Annotated in this window: 13 protein-coding genes; all 13 read right to left on the bottom strand. The window is 41.5% G+C overall.

The window, feature by feature from the left end; genetic code table 11:
* Positions 1-15: 15 nt before the first annotated feature.
* Positions 16-1,176, bottom strand: a complete 1,161-nt coding sequence (locus ACSLUK_RS10260; RefSeq protein WP_448548484.1) for a sensor histidine kinase — start codon at positions 1,174-1,176, stop codon at positions 16-18.
* Positions 1,163-3,421 carry a response regulator gene (locus ACSLUK_RS10255; RefSeq protein WP_448548483.1) on the bottom strand — a complete coding sequence of 753 codons (2,259 nt, stop codon included), beginning with the start codon at positions 3,419-3,421 and terminating at the stop codon, positions 1,163-1,165. Before ACSLUK_RS10255 ends, ACSLUK_RS10260 begins: the two co-directional genes overlap by 14 nt.
* 152 nt (positions 3,422-3,573) lie before the next feature.
* Entirely contained in the window at positions 3,574-6,147 is a 2,574-nt protein-coding gene (locus ACSLUK_RS10250) for a glycoside hydrolase family 3 protein (RefSeq protein WP_448548482.1), read from the bottom strand.
* Position 6,148: 1 nt separating this feature from the next.
* Positions 6,149-7,414 (bottom strand): sugar MFS transporter, encoded by a 1,266-nt coding sequence (locus tag ACSLUK_RS10245; protein ID WP_448548480.1) that lies wholly within the window; start codon positions 7,412-7,414, stop codon positions 6,149-6,151.
* 119 nt (positions 7,415-7,533) lie between these two features.
* Entirely contained in the window at positions 7,534-10,500 is a 2,967-nt protein-coding gene (locus ACSLUK_RS10240; protein ID WP_448548479.1) for a TonB-dependent receptor, read from the bottom strand.
* A gap of 71 nt (positions 10,501-10,571) precedes the next feature.
* Complete coding sequence (locus ACSLUK_RS10235; RefSeq protein WP_448548478.1) at positions 10,572-13,397, bottom strand: family 16 glycosylhydrolase; 2,826 nt, start codon at positions 13,395-13,397, stop codon at positions 10,572-10,574.
* A 263-nt stretch (positions 13,398-13,660) separates the two neighbouring features.
* Positions 13,661-14,491, bottom strand: a complete 831-nt coding sequence (locus tag ACSLUK_RS10230; protein WP_448548477.1) for a LytR/AlgR family response regulator transcription factor — start codon at positions 14,489-14,491, stop codon at positions 13,661-13,663.
* Positions 14,488-15,594 carry a sensor histidine kinase gene (locus ACSLUK_RS10225; RefSeq protein ID WP_448548476.1) on the bottom strand — a complete coding sequence of 369 codons (1,107 nt, stop codon included), beginning with the start codon at positions 15,592-15,594 and terminating at the stop codon, positions 14,488-14,490. The genes ACSLUK_RS10230 and ACSLUK_RS10225 overlap by 4 nt, the downstream gene beginning before the upstream one ends.
* Positions 15,595-15,889: 295 nt before the next feature.
* Positions 15,890-16,342: a hypothetical protein gene (locus tag ACSLUK_RS10220; protein ID WP_448548475.1), complete on the bottom strand. Its 453-nt coding sequence runs from the start codon at positions 16,340-16,342 to the stop codon at positions 15,890-15,892.
* Positions 16,343-16,601: 259 nt separating this feature from the next.
* Positions 16,602-18,038, bottom strand: coding sequence for an MBL fold metallo-hydrolase (locus tag ACSLUK_RS10215; protein WP_448548474.1), 1,437 nt, complete (start codon positions 18,036-18,038; stop codon positions 16,602-16,604).
* Positions 18,039-18,242: 204 nt separating this feature from the next.
* Positions 18,243-18,488, bottom strand: a complete 246-nt coding sequence (locus tag ACSLUK_RS10210; protein WP_448548473.1) for a hypothetical protein — start codon at positions 18,486-18,488, stop codon at positions 18,243-18,245.
* 108 nt (positions 18,489-18,596) lie between these two features.
* Complete coding sequence (locus ACSLUK_RS10205; protein ID WP_448548472.1) at positions 18,597-19,046, bottom strand: GNAT family N-acetyltransferase; 450 nt, start codon at positions 19,044-19,046, stop codon at positions 18,597-18,599.
* Between the two features lie 91 nt (positions 19,047-19,137).
* Positions 19,138-19,362, bottom strand: coding sequence for a hypothetical protein (locus ACSLUK_RS10200; RefSeq protein ID WP_448548471.1), 225 nt, complete (start codon positions 19,360-19,362; stop codon positions 19,138-19,140).
* Positions 19,363-19,707: the final 345 nt, after the last annotated feature.

The following is a 19,707-nucleotide window of genomic DNA, read 5'->3' as shown; positions in this document are numbered from 1 at the left end:
CATAAAACGAACCACTCAATCAATATTTTGTTTGAGCGTCATGGTTATTTTCACCCCTTTTTCTGGCTCACTGACCAAGGTGATCATTCCTTCTAGCTCTCCTTCTATGAGCTCTTTGCAAATTGCCAACCCTAATCCTGATCCGCCCTTACCAACTTTTGTAGAATAATACTTATCAAACGCTTGTTGCACTTGCCCCTGATGCATACCAACACCATCGTCCTGATAGGTAAGCACGACGAACTCTTTATCTACGCTAGCGCTAATGTTTATATGGCCCGCTTTCTCCCCTTTAAAACCATGCAATAACGAGTTATTCACTAAATTTGTAATCACTTGTGCCAATGCCCCCGGATAGCTATTTAACGTAATAGTATCATCAATATTTAGGCTCACTTCATGAGGACATTTCTTTAGTTTTGGCTTAAGCGTTAATATGATATCTTCAATATATTGGTGTAATCGAAACTCCATTTTCTTGTTACTACATTGGTTGACCGCTACCTTTTTAAAACTATTCATCAATTCATTCGCGCGAATGGTATTCGAATTACACAAGATTAAGGACTCTTTCATTTGCTCAAGATAGGCGCTAAGCAATTGTTTAGAAAGTTTGTTATCTTCTATTAATGATATTAATGAATCGGTTTCTTCTTGCATATAATCTACCGATAATCTCAAATTGCTCAACGGCGATGCTACTTCATGAGCAATGCCGCCAACCATACTGCCTAATTCCGCCATTTTACTGATTTTATTTAGCAACTGGCGTTCAAGTTTAGCTTGTTTTACTAGAGATAATTGATAGTTAACCCGTGCTTGAACTATGTCCTGATTGACAGGTTTCGTGATGTAATCGACCGCTCCAACTGAAAATCCTAGCCGTAAGTCTTCCGGTGCCACTTTTGCGGTGACAAAAATTACGGGGATATCTTTGGTTGAATCCGATGCCTTTAACGCTTTACACGTTTGATAACCGTCCAGTCCTGGCATCATTATATCGAGCAAGATGAGATCAGGGTTGACCTTAGGTACAATCTCAAGTGCCTTTTCACCACTTGTCACCGCGGAAATGAGATATTCATCTCTTTTGAGGTATTGCCTTAGGACATCGATATTGGTGGGATTATCATCGACGATAAGTATCGAAAACTCAACAGATTCATCTATCATCATCTGTTCCTTGTAAAAACACTTTTAAGCCATCGAAGTCATAGTCAGTCACAAACTGACGTAACTTATCAAAATAAGCACTGTATTCAGGATGTTCATGTGCCATTGCTGAGATAAGTTGCTCTACTTCATTTATTCGATATAGTTCACATTGTTCAATGATTTCTTCAATTTGTTTTTCGCTCAATTCAAACGAGCCATTATCAACTGACTCTCCATCTGCACGTAAACTTGGGTATTTATCTTGTTGATATTCAAACTCAACACCCAGTAATTTTTTAAGTAAGTGATAAATATCATCGAAGCGAAATGGTTTAGAAATGTAGCTCGCAAAGCCTTTGTTTAAAAAGTAACTCTGTTCGACTTCTAAACTAGAAGCACTTATCGCAACAATAGGTATTTGCGCATGATGTAGCTTAGATTCTTGTAGTAATGTTTCTCCGTCCATCCTCGGCATCATTAAATCAGTAAAAACTAAATCAAACTTAGTTTGGTTCATTAATTCAATGGCTTCTTTACCATCAGCAGCGGTTTGCACAGTAAAGCCAACATCCGTTAACATACGCGCCAGAATATCACGGTTAACTTCAATATCATCTACCACTAAGATATCTTTACTTTGTCCACTTTTAAGGCATTTCACATAGAAGTTTTCTTTGTGCTCTTTCGCAGAGATAACAATTGGTAGTGTTAAGTCAAAAATAAAGATGCTGCCCTTTTCCACGTCCGATTGAAGATGTAGCTCACTCGACATTAACGTAAGGTACTTTTTAACGATTGCCAGCCCTAATCCTGCGCCTCCAGCATCTGCATTGATACTGCCTTGATTGAACGCATCAAAAATAGTTTGTTGATATTCCTTGGCAATTCCTATGCCGCTGTCTTTTACTTCAAAGCGAAACAGATTATTGGCTTTGCAGGTCACACTAAAACTTACGAACCCCTTGTTAGTATACTTTATGGCATTAGCAACAAGGTTGATTAGTATTTGGCGTATTTTCCCCTGATCGCCCTTAACAATAATATGATCGGCAGCAAAATCATGAACAATTTTCCAGCTCAAGTTCTTTTGTTGCGCTTTAAGTTTAAACATATCACTTAACGTGTTGCACAGTTCCACTAAATCAAACTCATCCTCTACCAACGGTGTCGCACCTGCTTCAATTTTTGACAAATCCAACACATCGTCAATTAGCCCTAACAAGTGTTCACCCGACTTGTTAATAATAGATAAAGAGTGCAATTGATCTTTGTTAAGATGTTCATCGCGCTGCAATACTTGGGTATACCCTAAAATCGCATTCATTGGCGTTCGAATTTCATGGGAAATATTGGCTAAGAAGATAGATTTTGCTTTGTTAGCTGCCACAGCTTCAGCTTTGGCCAATTCTGCCTGAACTTTTGCTTGATCCGCATTATCTTTAGCAATTCTTAATTCCACTTCCGCCTGTTTTCGTTCCGTGATTTCTTCAGCCAAGTACCCATTTAATTGATTGAGCTTCATGTTATTCAAGGTGAGTCGTTTGATAAAAAATGTAAAGCCGGCTAATCCTAATATCAGCAATACAGTGATCATTACGACCATCTCTAAAAAGACCCGATTGGCATGCGTAATACCTGAAGACAACGGCTCAACGACTTCTAATACACCGCGAACATCACCGACTTTCCAGCCTACTTTTGGCGTTTGAGGATGGCTATTATGACAACCGACACAATCTGGGCGCATGACATCAGCAATGGCATAGCGAACGCTTAAAATACCATCAACCAATTCAATTCGAGTGAATGGCTTGTCAGGGTTTTGAATCAGAAATTGCCATGCATCTTGACGAAAATCATCTCGCAGCCCCCCTGTTTTTTCTCGCCAGGGAAAGGGATAAGCACTATACAATTCAGCACTTACATCGAGCCCTTCTACCCCCATACGTTCGCCAAACAACATGCTCAGTGTGGCGGGTAGTGGGATAGCATTTTCTTTCTCATGATAATCATGGGTTATTTCAATACCCATTTTAGCAATAGTATCAACGACTTCAGAGGTATATAGGGTTCTGAACTGGTTAAGCATTTGCGCATATTGTCGCGTACTTTGTGTGGTTGTTTCTTCAATGAGTTGAACGTTAAGGTTTTTGATATGAATGAAAACAAGTAAAGATCCGAAAAAGAACAATGTTGCCAAAGTTTTTATCGGATGCCGATGCCAAAATATCGAAAATTTTGACTGATTACTTTTGTTTTCTGACATACACGCTAGACTCCCCCACCTTAAGTTAAAAGAATAGCTTATAAATCAAAAAAATAAACTCTTAAAAGCCAGTAAATCTACTAACAAAAAATTGGTTGAAACAGCACTATCGTGCCAATTCCAACCAATTTGGGAGAAATGTATCAGTGCTGTTATTGGCAATACTGAAAATGCCAGTTCGCGGATTCGCTATTTTCACTTACCTTGTCCGTATATGGTTGATATACGATATTCGCAATACTGGCTTCCAACGCGCCATCGGTAAGCATTGAGAATGGCACTGTCGTATCAGCAAATGCCATCCCCTCTTGAACGAAACAATCAAGTTTAACCGAAACTGTTTGCCATTCGCCTATAGGTAGATTTTTAAGTAAGCGGGTTATCTCGTAATCTGAGCGACAATCGCCCTCTCCTTCACAAACCAGTGAAATACTTACTTTTTGCGTCGGCTTTTTCGTTACTCTTATGTCAAAATTTAATGACGCATCAGCAGCTAAGCTACCACGTAAATCTTCACGAAACGCCCCTTTGCTTAACAAGCGAACGCCTGAGTTTTGTGTACCTGCAAAAGATATTTTAAACGCATCTTCCTGTACAACTTTGTCGACCGTACGATAAGTTAACCCTGACAAAGTATGAGCATTTGCATTGACTTGCAACGACTCATCGCCTGAAAATAACCATAATTGCCATGGTTCATGCACTGCGCCAGTAAACAAGTGACGAATCTGTGATTTATCATCCGCAACGGGTTGCGATTCATCTAAGTTGTCCGCCAGTACATTTTCATCCTGATATGTTAAGCCAAAACCAAATGATAATAATGGGTCGTAATTCGAATCACCTATGTTGAGCTGAGATTGTGTTGCCAATTTAGGCCATGAATAAGATAACTTACCTTTAAAGTCATGCTGAACTTTGTCATTCTTATCTCGTAAAATCACATCAGCAATACCGCCGCCTTCGGTGCCCGGCAACCAAACAGCGACAAAAGCATCTGATTGATTTAGCTCAGCATTTACCCACATAGGACGACCACTGACAAACAGAGACACAACAGGAATGCCGGCAGATTTTAAGCGCTTAAGCAACGCCAAAGATTGCTTGTCGCCGCGTTCAAAATCAAGATTCTCACGGTCGCCATGCCCTTCCGCATAAGGATTTTCACCGAACACTACAATAGCGACATCAGGTTTGACTTTATAATCACCTGTTACACTGAGGATGACTTTGCCGCCCGCCTGCTCAACTTGACTTGCAATACCTTGATAAATCGAGGTTGCGCCCGGGAAGTCTTCATTCACATTACCTGTTCCTTGCCAAGTTATTGACCAACCACCCGCTTGCTTACCAATATTATTCGCGCCGTCACCTGCAACCAAAATGGTTTGCTTAGGCGAAAGTGGCAATATGTTCGCCTTGTTCTTAAGTAGTACTAACGACTCTCTAACTGCTCGTCTCGCCACTTCACGATGCTGCTCTTGTCCAATTAGCGCAGTTTTCCCCGACAACTTGCGCTTGGCAGGACTAGGTTTATCAAATAGCCCTGCTCTAAATTTCACGCGCAATATTCGCGAGACCGCGTCATCTATACGAGACAGTGGTATTTCACCACGCTCCACTTGTGCAATGGTATTTTCGTACAAAGGCTTCCACGCATCGGTTGGTACCATATACATATCCAATCCCGCATTTACCGCTTGCGGACAATTGTCGTTTGAACAACCAGCTACTTGACCATGTCCATTCCAGTCGCCAACCACAAAGCCATCAAATCCCATTTGATTTTTTAGCACTTCAGTTAACAAATAATGACTACCATGTGCTTTTTTGCCATGCCAGCTATTGAACGAAGCCATAACCGATTGAGCACCTGCAGACAAGCCTCCTACATAGCCTTGGCCATGGATACGAAACAAGTCACGTTCTGTGGAAATATTATTGCCTTGATCGTCACCATCAATGGTGCCGCCATCACCAATGAAGTGCTTAACGGTACTGATTACACGTTGTTCGCCCAAAAATTCATTATCAGGTGTACCTTGCAACCCTTTTACAATTGCGGCAGCGTAGCTTTTAACTATCTCTGGATCTTCTGAATAACCTTCGTAGGTTCTCCCCCAACGATCATCTCTCACTGTCGCTACGGTTGGTGCAAAAACCCAATCGATGCCAGTTACCAACACTTCTTTAGCCGTCACTTCGGCAATTTCTTCAATTAACTTAGGATTATTAGCCGCCCCTAAGCCAATGTTATGAGGGAATAGCGTCGCGCCTATGACATTATTATGACCATGTACGGCGTCTGTTCCCCACATGGTTGGAATGGCAATACCGTCTAAGCTATCATCAATTGATGCTTGATACATCGCTTCGGCAAGTGCAATCCAATCTTGCGGTGTCGCGTGTTTGTCATTATTTGGAAAGGCGCCGCCACCATTTAAATAGGAGCCAAAGCCATACTGACGCATATCTTCTACAGAAATATCGCGTATTTCAGGTTGAATCATTTGTGCAACTTTCTGTGCCAATGTCATTTTAGCCAATAGGTCATTTACTTTTACTTCAATCTCGGCGTTTTTTGCCACATTTGATTCAATGTGCGGCCAAATAAACTTGTCATTGGTAATTTGCGCGTTAGTAATCGCTTTATCTTCGTTACCCGAGCAAGCGCTAAGCACAGCTAATGAGCATGCCAGCAGCGTCATGTTTTGTATTGGTTTCATGTTATTTGCCTCTAACCTGAACTTTTGAGCCACTTAGGCCATAAAAAGCGATGTAAAAATAGCACAATGCCGGAAGGATAAACGCAAGCTGCACTCCCACCTGATCGGCCAGTATCCCTTGTGCTAGTGGCACAAACGCACCACCAACGATTGCTAAACATAAGATACCGGCACCGTTACTGGTTGCTTCACCAAGTTCATTAATCGCCAAACTAAAAATGGTTGGAAACATGATCGAATTAAACAAGCCAACCGCGAGAATTGCCCACATCGCAAGCCAACCAGAACTAGTCACCGCCAGAATAATGAGCAAAATTGCAACAATCGCATTGAAGGCAAGAACTCGACCAGCAGGGATATAACGCATTACAACTGCGCCAATAAAGCGCCCTATCATCGCACCGCCCCAGTAGTATCCAACCAACTGCGACGCCTGCGCTTCTTGCATGCCAGCAATCGCAGGTAAACCAATAAAACTCACTAAGAAGCTGCCAATCGCCACTTCAGCCCCCACATACAAAAAAATACCAATCGCGCCCAAACGCAAATGTTTGGTTTGCCACGCCGTTTTGATTGCTTGTAATGAAGTGCTACCGTTGCGATTCGTTGTATGACCCAGCTCAGGTAAGCGTAATTTGGCAAATACCACCGCAAGTAGAATCAGTAAGGATGCTAAAATCAGGTACGGTAGCTTTACCGCGTCAGCCCCCGCAGACGCTTGTTCAGCATGATGACCAAATATCAGCCATGCTCCAAAAAATGGCGCAATAGTTGTCCCTAAGGAGTTAAAGGCTTGTGTCATCGTAAGGCGTGAAGACGCAGTTTTGCTTGGCCCAAGCACGCTTACATAAGGATTCGCCGCTACCTGTAGTAAGGTAATTCCAGATGCAAGAACAAATAAAGCCAATAAGAACAAGGCATAGACTTTAATCTGCGCCGCAGGGTAAAACATCAAACAGCCTACGCTTGCGATACTCAACCCAACAACAATGCCACGTTTGTAGCCAATTTTGCCCACAAGCCCACCTGCCGGCAGAGAAACAATAAAATAAGCGCTAAAAAAGCAAAACTGCACAAGCATTGCTTGCGTATAGCTTAAATCAAACGCTCCTTTCAAATAAGGAATGAGAATGTCATTAAGACACGTGATAAATCCCCACATGAAGAACAATGAAGTAAGCGAAATCAAGGCAAACTTTTGGCTCTTTTCTTGATTCGCATTATTCGAATTATCTTGTGGCTCAATAGAAACTGAAGATGTCGCCATAAACAAGATCCTTTAAATTGAAGTTGAGACTAGCCACACTAGCTAACTGCGCCAGTGAGTAGAGTCTTATAAAACAGAAAGAAAACGTACTTCACCGTAATGAAGTACGTTAAGACTATTTAAAAGTGATAACGCGCACCTACGATGTAACGCGGGCCGTATTCTCTGGCAAACAAAAATTGTTCTTCATAACGTCCAAAGCCCTGCTCGGTTTCGTTATTGAGATTAATACCTTCAAAAAATACGGTGAAATCGTCGTTTACATCATAATTGACACTGAGATCCCATTGACCGAACGCTTTAGCAAACTGAGGTGGATTATCTGATGAACCCTGTGATTGCCCTACGCCGATCAAGTACTCATCACGCCACGCGTAGGTCACCTTAATTGACCAGCCATAGTTCTCGTAAAACACTTGTAAGTTAGCTGAATCGCTTAAGCCAGTGAGTGGCGTTTGTTGATCTAAGCTGTTCACGTCAAAAGTGACATCGCCATCAACAAATGTGGCATTTGCGCCCACACCAAAACCACTTTCACCAAACAAATGCTGCACTGCCACTTCAAAACCATCTACGGTTTTCGTATCAGGTGCATTGAATGGGCGGCTGATATCCCAAACAATCAACGGATCATCAGCGTTTGGTTCTAAATACCCTTGCGCGTTTAACGCAGAACCATTCGCTTGCATTTCAGCAAAGATAGCATCATTAGTTGCTTGATCACCTCTTGCTTCAATACTCGCTACCGCTTGATTCCAGCGAGGTCCAAGATAAATATCATGGAAGCCATCAATAGTCGTGGATACAATTTGACTACCAATGAAGTTTTCAACATCCTTCCTGAAGTAGCCAACTGCGGCGTAACTACCATCGGCATAGTAATACTCTAAGCTCAAATCTAAATTAGTTGACTCGAACGGCAACAGATTAGTGTTCCCTTCACCACCATTTCGAGAACCAATTTTAGGGCTGCCTGACAAGCTTCTTCCGCCAGCCAAATCACCTAATGGTGCACGAGAAATCGTTTTACCCCATGAAATTCTTCCCACCAAGTCATCAGATAAGTCAACTTTTAGATCCACCATAGGTAAAAAGACATCATGCTCACCGTTAAGTGTGAGGAAGTTATTTTCGCCCGCTAAATATTGCGTGTGCCACTCACTGCCACCTTTCCACCACACTTCGGTAGGTACAGGTTGTAGTACTTTACTGGTAACGTCTGTTTCTTCGTAACGAACACCAATATTTAACTGTACAGGGAAATTAGCTACTTCAAATTCAAACTGTCCCTGTAGGTAAATACTCTTAGTTTCTTCTTGTACAGAGCCTTCGCTAAAGGTGCCCATGTCGTGATATGCAGTCGTTGCGAAGTAATCATTACCACCAAGCACTTCATTGGTTAGGAACGCTTCAGAACGAGCAACAACCTCATCAAAATCAAAGGTATAATAATACCCCGGATTCAATGCGCTACCGCCGCCGGCTAATTCAGCAAGAAAATCACTGGTGTCGTGACGAATAAACATACTATCAGGGAATATTTCTGGCCATGAAGGGTTAAACAAGAATCCGCCGATTAATCCGCTCCATGCTTTTGAACCACCCATTATTTGATCTGTGTAGGCTGCACCAAATTTAATTTGTACTAATGGAATGTCAAAGGCATCATTCTCCCATGTACCGTCAATTTGCAATTGTTCAACAGTCGATTTTCCAGGGGAGTGAATAAACTGACTAAAATGCGAGTCCATTTCGCTTGGTAGTAGTTCGGTCGTGCCATTGTTCCAAAAAATTTGTGCGTGCGGTACTTCTCCGCTGCGATAATCATAAGTTTTAGTAATGAGCTGATCTGAACCAAGGACGAGCGAACCATCGCTACCCATGCCCTTATCTTTACCATTATCAATTTCGCTCGATGAATCGTGATAATCAATCACTAAATTAAACGCATCGGATATCTGCCAATCAATGTTGATACCAACAGATGATTCTTTCACTTCAGTCGTGCTACGCGACGCCGTAAATGAACCGTCGTTACCACTCATGTCTGCAAATACAACCGTTCCGTTTTCATCAATTTCATAGGCATTAATGTTACCACCGTAGTCGTTCCACATACCCCAGCCAATACCATTCCTGCCAGTAATTGAACGTGTTCCGGTATAATCAAGCGACACGATTAAATTATCGTATGGCGCGTACTGCAACATCACGTGACCATTGGTACGTTCACGTTCTAAGTGCTCAATACCGTAGTTCATATCTCTTGGAAAAAAGTGATTACCAATACGATTGCCTTCTTCGTCGACAGGTCTCGGATCTACCACATTTTGTTCCGGCAAATTACTTGGCAACGCCACATTGGCTTGCCATCCCTGAATATTTGCTTGTTGTTTTTGAAAGTCTCGTTCTTGATGGGCGAAAGAAAATGCCACACCAAAGCTATCATCGGCAAAGGTATTTGAATAGAGCGCCGAAAACTCGGGCGTAACATCTTCCCCTAATTCATTAGACGTATCGTGGATCGCTTTGCCTGAAATCGCGAGCTTTTCACCCGGACTAGATAATGGCTTACGGGTGACGATGTTAACCGTTGCACCTAGTCCTCCACTCGGGTTGGCTGCCCTTGCAGTTTTGTAGACTTCAAGTGCAGACACGCCATCAGACGATAAATTCTCAAGGCTATATGAACGTGTATTCCCTGTTCCCGGCATTTGGCGACCATTTAAGGTGATCAAATTAAAACTCGGCCCAAATCCACGGACAGTAATTTGACTACCTTCACCATCGCTTCTACTCACAGCAACACCCGTGATCCGCTGAAGTGACTCCGCCAAGTTGGTGTCAGGAAATTTCCCCATTTCTTCTGCTGAAATAGCATCGACGACGCCCGACATGTCGCGTTTAACGTTCATTGATCGGATCAAACTTCCTTTGATCCCCGTTATTTCAATCACTTCGACGTCATCTTTTTTCTTTTCAACCAGTGTGTTTTCTTGTGCTAACGCTGACTGGAAAGTGCTTGCTGCAATTACAGCAGAAACCGCTAACGCCACAGGCTTTCTTGTAAATTGTAACTTTTTCATGTTTACCCTACTTATTCATTCTATCTTTGCCTAGCGTGGTTATGGATACCACGCGATAGTGGTTAACGAGCTTACGCTGGTATATGTTCAGTAATTGGTTGCTGAAACACTCCCTTTGCTCTCGTTTCCCGAGTAGGGAAAAACCTATTTACCTTACCCTCAAGCAATTGTGGGTGAATACGTGCACTGTTGAATTTAAAAAGTGAAGCACGTGGCTTTGATTGCGGCACACTGCTCGGGTCATAAATCATGACATTGTCTAATCGATAAACCGCTCCTTCACCTGTGCCCCATGCAGGAAAAACCATGATGACGTCTATTTGACTAATATCTAAGCCAGCATCGAATAAGTCTAATAATGAAAACGTGTATGTTTGCCATTCACCAACCACCGGTGCCTGACCTTCCATACTTGCCGATAAATCGAGTTCTACTGCAGATGTACCATCGCCGCCTTCGATTTTGAACTTCCAAACCGAATCTGTATTGTTTGGCGGTGTAGTCACTTTCATTTCAAACTGCACCACGCCACTTTGCAATAGTGAAGACGCATCCAAATAAACATCATCATCAGCTAACAAACCCATTACCGTTGGCGCTGAGCCGATGACAAATTCCGCCGTCATACCATGGTCAGTATCGTCATTTTCAAGCGTGGGGGTTGAGCCTCCACAACAATCCCAAATCGACCAGTTCTCAAACGCCTGATCAGCAAACAATACGTGGCCATTAAAACCTGACGATGCATTAGGATCATAAATTTTTACGTTATCAACACGGTAGACTGCGCCTTCACCAGCGCCCCATGCAGGGAATATCATCACCACATCCATTGCACTAACATCTAAACCTGCATTGGCTAAATCCGCCAATTTGAAAGTATAGGTTTGCCATTGGTCAGCACTTGGTGCAACACCTTCAACGCTAGTAGTTAAGTCAAGCTCGACAGCCGTTGCAGCGCCAACACTCTCCATCTTAAATTTCCAAGCGGCACTTGCATCATTTGGCATTGACGTTACTTTCATTTCAAACTGCACGACACCGTTAGCTAGTATTGCGCTGGCATCAAATGGCGAAGGTTGCGCTGCTGGGTCAGTAATAAATTCTGCGCGAGAGATAAATCCCATAACAGTGGGGTTAGCCCCAATGCTAAATTCAGCAACCGCGCCATGCGCTTCATCGTCCATTTCCACCATTGGTGTTGAACCACCACAACAGTCCCACATAGGCCAGCTAGCGTTTTCGCCGTCAGTAAAAATAGTAAGTTGTGGCGCGCTAATATCGGCAGCGATTTGCAGCTCTGACACGCGATAAACCGCGCCTTCACCCGCTCCCCATGCTGGGAAAATCATCACCACATCAATAGCACTCAGATCTAGCCCCATATCGGCGAGCATTTGTAGTGAAAATGTATACGTTTGCCATTCACCCGCTGACGGCGCAACGCCCTCAACACTTTGGGTTAACGGAAGTTCTACGGCTGTTGTTGCACCTTGGCTTTCTAGCTTAAGATTCCATTGCGCGCCAACATCATTTGGCATTGAGGTAACCTTCATTTTGAAACTCAACATGCCAGTTTCAATAAGTGGACTAGCATCAAACGGTGAGGCTTTACCGGCGGGGTCAGTAATGAATTCATCGCGAGAAATAAAACCATTGACCGTAGGTGAAGCACCCACCGCAAACTCCATGACGTCCCCCTCTGTTTCATCAGTGACCACTTGCGGCGTAGAACCACCACAGCAATCCCAAGCTGGCCAGTTAGGGTTTATTGTGCCGTTAAAAATAGTTAAGTTTTGGGCCACGCCTGAAGATGGCGGTGACGGAATTGGCGCCTCACCTTCGACCAACGCATCATCTAGGCTGTCGTAGCCTCCGCGCACCGTTTCACAACCTTTGCCAGTTTCAGGGTTGGATTGACACTGATATACACGCACGTAGTCAATCTCAAAATGCTGACCATTGGTAAAAGCCGACGCATCAACACCTAGATTATTAACGTTTTCAGGCCAATCTCCACCTACGGCTAAATTAAGCAATAAGTGAAATTCCTGATCATAGGGGGCATTGTCCCAGTGTGTGGTTAACTCGCCTGAGCCTTGGTCAAAATATTCAGCAAACCAGCCACGATGTGCTAAACCAACAGCTTCACCTTTGCTGTTGTAGCGCACAGTTGAGCGACGCTGCGTTTGGTACAAGTAATCATCAACATACCAACGAATTTCCCCCTCTTGCCATTCAATTGCATACGTATGGAATTCATCCGCTGGATTTGCTCCCTCTGGCAAAGTGTAAGACTTACCGCTATGCACATTGTCTGGCCAATCTTTACCGTAGTGCAAGGTTCCGTATACGCGGCTTTCAACATTTCCGTCGTTATCAGTTGTCTTTAAATTAACGGCTTCTAAAACATCAATTTCACCGGATTTTGGCCAACCACCGTAAAATTCATCAGTAGGCAACATCCAAAACGCCGGCCAACTACCTTGACCACTTGGTAATTTCGCGCGAACTTCAAATCGACCATATTTGAAATCGGCTTTATAACGTGTGTTTAGTCTGGCAGATGTATAAGGCAATGCCGCATCATTGGGCGCTGGCAGCGCAACTATATGAAGTGTACCGTCTGCGACATAAGCATTTTCTGCGCTATCGGTGTAACATTGTTTTTCATTATTACCACCACCGCTACAATTAACTTCGTGAGTCCACTTTTGTGCATCAATCGCACCACCGTCAAACTCGTCACTCCATACGAGTTGCCAATCGCTTACGGGTTTCGCAGGATTTATAATTTCTGGATTTGTATTCGTTTCAGCACCACCCCCGCAGCTAATCAACATTAATGTCGATGCGCAAGCAAGCATTTGTGAAACATTTTGTGCAGCTTTAATCATGTTTTATTACCAAGTTTCTAAAACTATGACATGCCGTTGTGATCATGAATTGTCTTTGTAATTGTCACTAGCATGTTTAGATTTCACTGAAATTTGACAGCCACCTCACCATAAAAAAGCAAAGCTTTGACTCTCCCCTGAAATCATACTGGTTGATATGAAAATTCGTTACAATTGAAATACGCCATCCCGTTTAAAGTATGCGGCATCGCTAGATTTTTAGACAATTCCACGACAACACGACACAAAAATACGACAACATGTTATATCGCCTTTGATGAGGCAAGCTTTTGAATTTCATCACTAAAATTACGGCTAACTTTGAGTTGTACGCTGTTACCGAGATCAAGCATGCATTCACTGTTACGCATTGGACGAATACTCTTGATGCAATTAATGTTAACAAGCGTGGATTTATGTATACGTGAAAATACTTTTGGGTCTAGCTGCTCAACGAGCTTTTTCATTGTAACGCGAACGACAAAGGTTTCGTCTGCGGTATGAACACACATGTAGTCGCCTGCCGCATCTATCCAACGAATATCTTTAGTTGGCAAGAAGACTTTTTCATTGTCACTGTTTCTTATCACCAACTCTTTGTCGTATGGCGAAGGAAATGGCTGGTCTGACGCTAACCAATGCTCTAGCACTTCAGTTTCAACACCCGAGGTATCGCTTAGCGCTTTTAGCAATTTAAACTTTTCTCGATTTGCATCAATTGGCGTAACCCGTTGCAAGATGCGTTCAACCGTTTTTTGTAATCGTCCTAAATTGGCAGGTTTTAATACGTAGTCTATGGCGTTTAATTCGAAGGCGTCTAACGCATACTCTCCATAAGCACTGACAAAAACTATCATCGGCATGGTATCTGATTGCAATGCTTGCACGACTTCAATGCCATTAAGCCCCGGTAAACGCAGATCCAGAAACATCACATCTGGGCACAATTGCTGAGTCAAACGAATCGCTTCATCACCATCACTGGCTTGAGCAACCACTGTGATTTCGGGAATTTTTTCAAGCCTTAGTTTTAAGCCTTCCAATGCAAGTGGCTCGTCATCAACAATAATTGCGGTTAATGGTTTTACACTCATACTCTTACTTCCATTCTTACCTCGTAGCCAAATGGCATCGAAATAGACACGGTTGTTCCATGAGGTAAGCTATTGCTAAAATTTAGCTCAAAGTCACCATTAAACATAGCATCTAAGCGCGCACGCGTATTGCTAATACCAATGCCAAAGCCTTCTTCAGCTTTATGGCTAATTTCTTTGCCTTCATCAATGACACTAATGCATAATCGTTCAGCTTCACGATATGCACGAATCATGATTGTTCCCTTCTCCTTACGAAGCTCAACGGCATACTTGATTGCATTTTCAATAAGTGGTTGCAATAACATGCTCGGCACATGGCAATTTAATACTTCAGGTGCAATGTCGAATTCAATATTTAAACGTTCGCCAAAACGTACTTTTTCAATCGATAGATACAGCTCCAATAACTCAAGTTCTTGTTGCACTGTAGAGACACTCTTGTCATTTTTATCGAGCGAGTAACGGAAGAACTCACACAATTTGTCGAGCATATCATTTGCTTTGTCATTTTCGTGCTTGTATATCAGCGTTGATATGGCATTCATGGTGTTAAACATAAAATGTGGGTTTAATTGATAGCGCAGCATTTGCAACTGCGCTTCTTTAGTCGCAGTTTGTGCACGCAGCAGCATTTCATGTTCTTTTTGTAAGCGCGTGTTGTAAAGCATGATGAAGAATATGGACGTCCAAACAAACATTGTTGTAACCGAAAACAATAGCCAACCGCCAAATTCAAGCATATCCCAAGCTTCATTCCAGCGTTGGTGATATATAATCACTTTAAATGAGCTTAACTTGATCACATTAAACACTATGCCTAGCGTTGCCGCAGATAAGAAGCTTAGTGTTAGCGTTTGATTTAACGGCAGGTGAACAATGCGACGAATGAACAACCATTGCAAATAGGAGAGCAAAAACCCGCTAAGGGTTTCCACCAACAAGTTGAGCAGCTGACCTGACATATTGAAATCAGGCTGAGGAATTTGTGGTCTAATGATCGCCAGAAATACCACAAGCGCATAGCCAAACCAGCCAGCAATTTGTAACACCCAAAATTGATTGTTTTGTTTGGAAAACGCGTGCGTCCCGAGTTCAAGCATATCTACGACTCAGTTGGTACCTAAACGATTAACGAGATTTTTTTCGTTGTGCATTAATTCAGTAATGTGCATTAATTCAGTAATGTGCATTAATTCAGAATAGAGATTCTAAATGAGTAAAGATATAACAAATTTAGTACATAAAGGGGAAATTGCGGCAAGGCGTGCAAATACAGCGACAACTTTTGCGAGTGTTTAATAATATTTTCTTGGCTCGGATTAGCTACGTACTAACGCAGGCCAAGTATCTCTTGTCTATTTTTCTATTGACGTTATTAGGTACTTTATCCAGCACTTAATAGCTCAACAGCGAATATCCCTCTTTGTTTGTTGTTATGGCGTAACCAACAATAAAATCATTTACTGCTAATGGTTTAACATCTACCACCTGGGTATTGTTATCAGTAAACACTTTTTTAATTATTTCATAGTTCCGATTACTTGCGATAGTTTGGCACAAAGCCTCACCTAACCCACATTCATCTTTAGCGTACATAGCCAATATTGTTGTTCCAGAGTCATTCCCGGCGACTCGCATTTTATGACCATACAATGTAATTTCTTTATTTGCTCCAGCGTAATTGTCACAATCCCTTGTCAAATCAAGATCTGAACAGCTCAAAGACATTGCGTTTATGGGCTGACTACCTTTAGCATCATTGACGGATACATTCTGAATTGACTTAACATTTACGCACCCAATAAACGTTAAACTACATAAACTTAGTAATACAACGTTTCTAAACATTTTTAGACTCAAGTGTCCCTTTAAATACTGGTATTTCCACTAAAATAAACACCTCAATAATTAGTGTTCGTTCATTATCCTTCGGGGCAGAAACCCCAAAGAAATAATATTGACGTGCATAGTTTAAATGATTAATTCTGAACATTTAACAAGAATGAAGCCCTGATTCATAATTCTTGCTGTAGTGCATACACCATCAGGTACAAATTTGAATGGTTGTAGCTGTAACATATTTATCTATGAGCACCCGAATAAATACTTACATAGTATTTGCCTTGTAGGATTGGTTCATTACTTCTTCAGAAATGTTATTGTTTCTGTGATTGCCAACAATTCGATTAACTTTTAACTGTTTATTTTTAACAAAATCAATAAATTGCTTACTATAGCTAGGGAGAATATTAGCGATGGTATTGTCATTGGCGACTTCTAAGAAATCTGACTGAAAAATAATCCCGCTTTGCGCAAAATAGGCAAAGCTTTGTCGCTTCGATCGTGCGCTCTCTAAAACATAAAAATGCACGTCATCAATCGCTTGTGCATGTGAAATTGCTTCAAATGAAAACTGTTCAATTGCGTTGGCAAAGCGTGGATAGGCTTTTATTGCATTAATGGTATAGGCGTCCGCATGCACTTTTGCTCCTTGTTCAACATAAGGTAAAAGCCCTGCGATATGATCGCTATACGGGTGTGTAACAAATACGCCGCTAATCACTTTGTCAGGAAAGCGTTGTTTTATAATATTTATCGTTTGTTCAGCATACTTACTATTCGTTGGTACGCCAAAAACCATAATATCAATGTCATTAACCTTAAATAAGGTGTTAATTTTGGCTGACTCGTCAGCGACTAAGTACAGATCATGTGCTATTTGAGTTGCAACCAATTCCAGGTTTTTCGGCGAATACATTTTGTTATATCCACTCGGTAGCGTTAACTTCCCCTCATCAATGTGCTCAATAACTTCAAACTTCTCAATGCGGGTAATAAAGCTAGGGATTGGCTCTTCATTGTAATATTTGATCAACGAGTGGGCGAAATTGTAGCCATTGCTTATTTGATAATCGTCATACAGGTAGATTCTTTTTCTCGCTTTGTTATGGATGGAATCTAAACGCAAGGGATTCACATTAAACACATACTCCATTATCTTATTTTCAGCATAGCGATGGCTTATAGTTGCTTTGCCTGATTTTACATCGCGTTGAAAATCTATTTTTTCATCTATTTCTGCCTCCAGTAATAGCGGCTTAACAGCGAAAAAATCCAGATTCATTAAGGTTAGGTTTTTGTATCGCTCAAAGCTATTCATGTCTTGCTCAACGGCAGCTTTACCCAAAGAGATCCCATTCCGCTCATAACGCAAACTTTCATAACGGTTTTGAAAGTGAATTTCATCGAAATACAGTCCACCAGTATTGTGATGTACAACATTTTGATAGTAGTGCTGCTTTTCCAGATCGATATCTGTCACTTTAAAAGCCTTATAGCGACTAGGTGCTTGGAAATCCCATGACTGATAAGGATCGCTGCGACCTAAATAGCTATGTGTTAACGAAAATGCCTTAATAGATGAAGTGTGCTGATAGTGCTTTTTAAGCTGACTTATGAATGATTTAGCGTCATTAGCATGTCCAAATGCAGTAACGGAAGGATGAACCAAGATAAGTAAAAATACGACAATATAGAGTCTCACATTAAATCCCTTTTTTTAAGATATCAGCTAATGATACTTAACCGCCCATGTGGATACATAGTAGGTTGAGTTACCCTCAAATATATGAGTTACGCTAACTCAGTTGATATTTATGGTAAAGGTTAAATGCGATGAATCGCCATTAAATGTAGACAAGTAATATATGGATTTATAGCCTTGTTTACCGAACGTTGTAGGCTGTAATTAATCGAAACTAAGCAACAATAAAAAGCCAATTATCATCGCAATAATCAGCAAGTATTTTCCGAATGAAGCTGTGTCTTGAAGCGTCTCTTTCTGCTGTGCTTTAAATTGCACCAGTTGATAATCTGTAAGCTCTGAGCAATGAGGGCATTTATCTAAAGATTTATCGTAATATAACTCGCACCTATCACAGCGCTTTTGTTTTCGCTGCTTTAGCCTCCAAGCTAAGTTCATTCCTACCGACATTACCACTCCAATTAAATATACGCTGCAAACAACGGCTTAAAACTGTTGGCTAAAATTAGCGAGGCACTAGCACAAAGCCAACGTAAAATTGTACGGTTCAGTACCTTGTTAGGCAAAGTTCAGTTCCATTATTGTTTCATCAAATTCATCTTGTTCGACAACTTGAAAGCCAAACCGCTCGAAGAACCTTTTCATTACGTCATGCCCATTCACGTAGCAAATTGATACCGCATTAATGCTTGGTAGTTGCTTAATTTCCTCTAATACAAGTTTTATCGCTTCTGAACCAAAACCTTTACCTTGTAAACTAACGTCAATTATCAATTGATCGATGAATATTTCATTCGGTTTTCCATCTTCGAAATTTGGGTAGTACTGTACAAACCCTATTGGCCTATCCCCTAGATAAACGCCACGATTAACGTAATAATCATAAAACTTGGAAGCAGCAATGGCTTCAGATGGCAATGCTACGTATTTTTCTTGTTCCTTCGTAATATCAAGATCGATCATATCGACCCAATTATCTTTGGTTATATCGTGTATTGTTACTTCCAATGAAAATTCCTTAGTAGACGTTTAAAAATGTTAAGGGGCGAAAATACCAAACTTTTTTAACAATATCATTAAGATTGGAATATGCACATACTCAGAAATTATCTCTCGCCCAATCACTTAGCTCTTCTATTGGTTTTGGAAAACCAAGTGAATATACAAATCTATTCTCATCGTCGTTAAAAATATTGTTTCCAACGGCAAGCAAAATAAAACCTTCATTCAACAACGTACTTGCGTCTTTTGAACATTCAGTTTCAACAATTTTGGTGATTTTCCAAAGTTTATTTTGTGACGCAGTTTCTTCCAAATCACTCATATAGAACCTCGTGCATGTAACAACCATTATAAGTGGCTGATAAAGTTTGTAGCAAAGCATTAACGGATGAATATTGGGTGCCTCACAACATCCTTAATCCTAACACTGTCATTTAAGCTTAGTTTGATTGCCTTAATTTTGAAATCGAGAGAATAAATCCAAGTCTTTCTGAGTTAGGTATATCTAGGCATGGTAGCCTCCTCAATGAAGTGAGGAGATGTAGTGGCATAGTTAATTTGGCCACCTGATTAGAGGTGTTAATATACACCTTATGAACTTACAGGTGAAACAATGACTAAAAGAACCAGACGTACATTTAGCGCAGAATTCAAACTAGAAGCTGCC

Source organism: Thalassotalea fusca, from assembly GCF_053485835.1.
The sequence above is the reverse complement of the archived record's forward strand: the minus strand, read 5'-3'. Positions and strand labels throughout refer to the sequence as shown.

Coding starts and splice junctions, on each gene's coding strand:
- ACSLUK_RS10250 (WP_448548482.1), bottom strand. CDS start 6,147: ATGAAACCAATACAAAACATGACGCTGCTGGCATGCTCATTAGCTGTG.
- ACSLUK_RS10230 (WP_448548477.1), bottom strand. CDS start 14,491: ATGAGTGTAAAACCATTAACCGCAATTATTGTTGATGACGAGCCACTT.
- ACSLUK_RS10260 (WP_448548484.1), bottom strand. CDS start 1,176: ATGATGATAGATGAATCTGTTGAGTTTTCGATACTTATCGTCGATGAT.
- ACSLUK_RS10245 (WP_448548480.1), bottom strand. CDS start 7,414: ATGGCGACATCTTCAGTTTCTATTGAGCCACAAGATAATTCGAATAAT.
- ACSLUK_RS10210 (WP_448548473.1), bottom strand. CDS start 18,488: ATGTCGGTAGGAATGAACTTAGCTTGGAGGCTAAAGCAGCGAAAACAA.
- ACSLUK_RS10240 (WP_448548479.1), bottom strand. CDS start 10,500: ATGAAAAAGTTACAATTTACAAGAAAGCCTGTGGCGTTAGCGGTTTCT.
- ACSLUK_RS10200 (WP_448548471.1), bottom strand. CDS start 19,362: ATGAGTGATTTGGAAGAAACTGCGTCACAAAATAAACTTTGGAAAATC.
- ACSLUK_RS10235 (WP_448548478.1), bottom strand. CDS start 13,397: ATGATTAAAGCTGCACAAAATGTTTCACAAATGCTTGCTTGCGCATCG.
- ACSLUK_RS10225 (WP_448548476.1), bottom strand. CDS start 15,594: ATGCTTGAACTCGGGACGCACGCGTTTTCCAAACAAAACAATCAATTT.
- ACSLUK_RS10255 (WP_448548483.1), bottom strand. CDS start 3,421: ATGTCAGAAAACAAAAGTAATCAGTCAAAATTTTCGATATTTTGGCAT.
- ACSLUK_RS10220 (WP_448548475.1), bottom strand. CDS start 16,342: ATGTTTAGAAACGTTGTATTACTAAGTTTATGTAGTTTAACGTTTATT.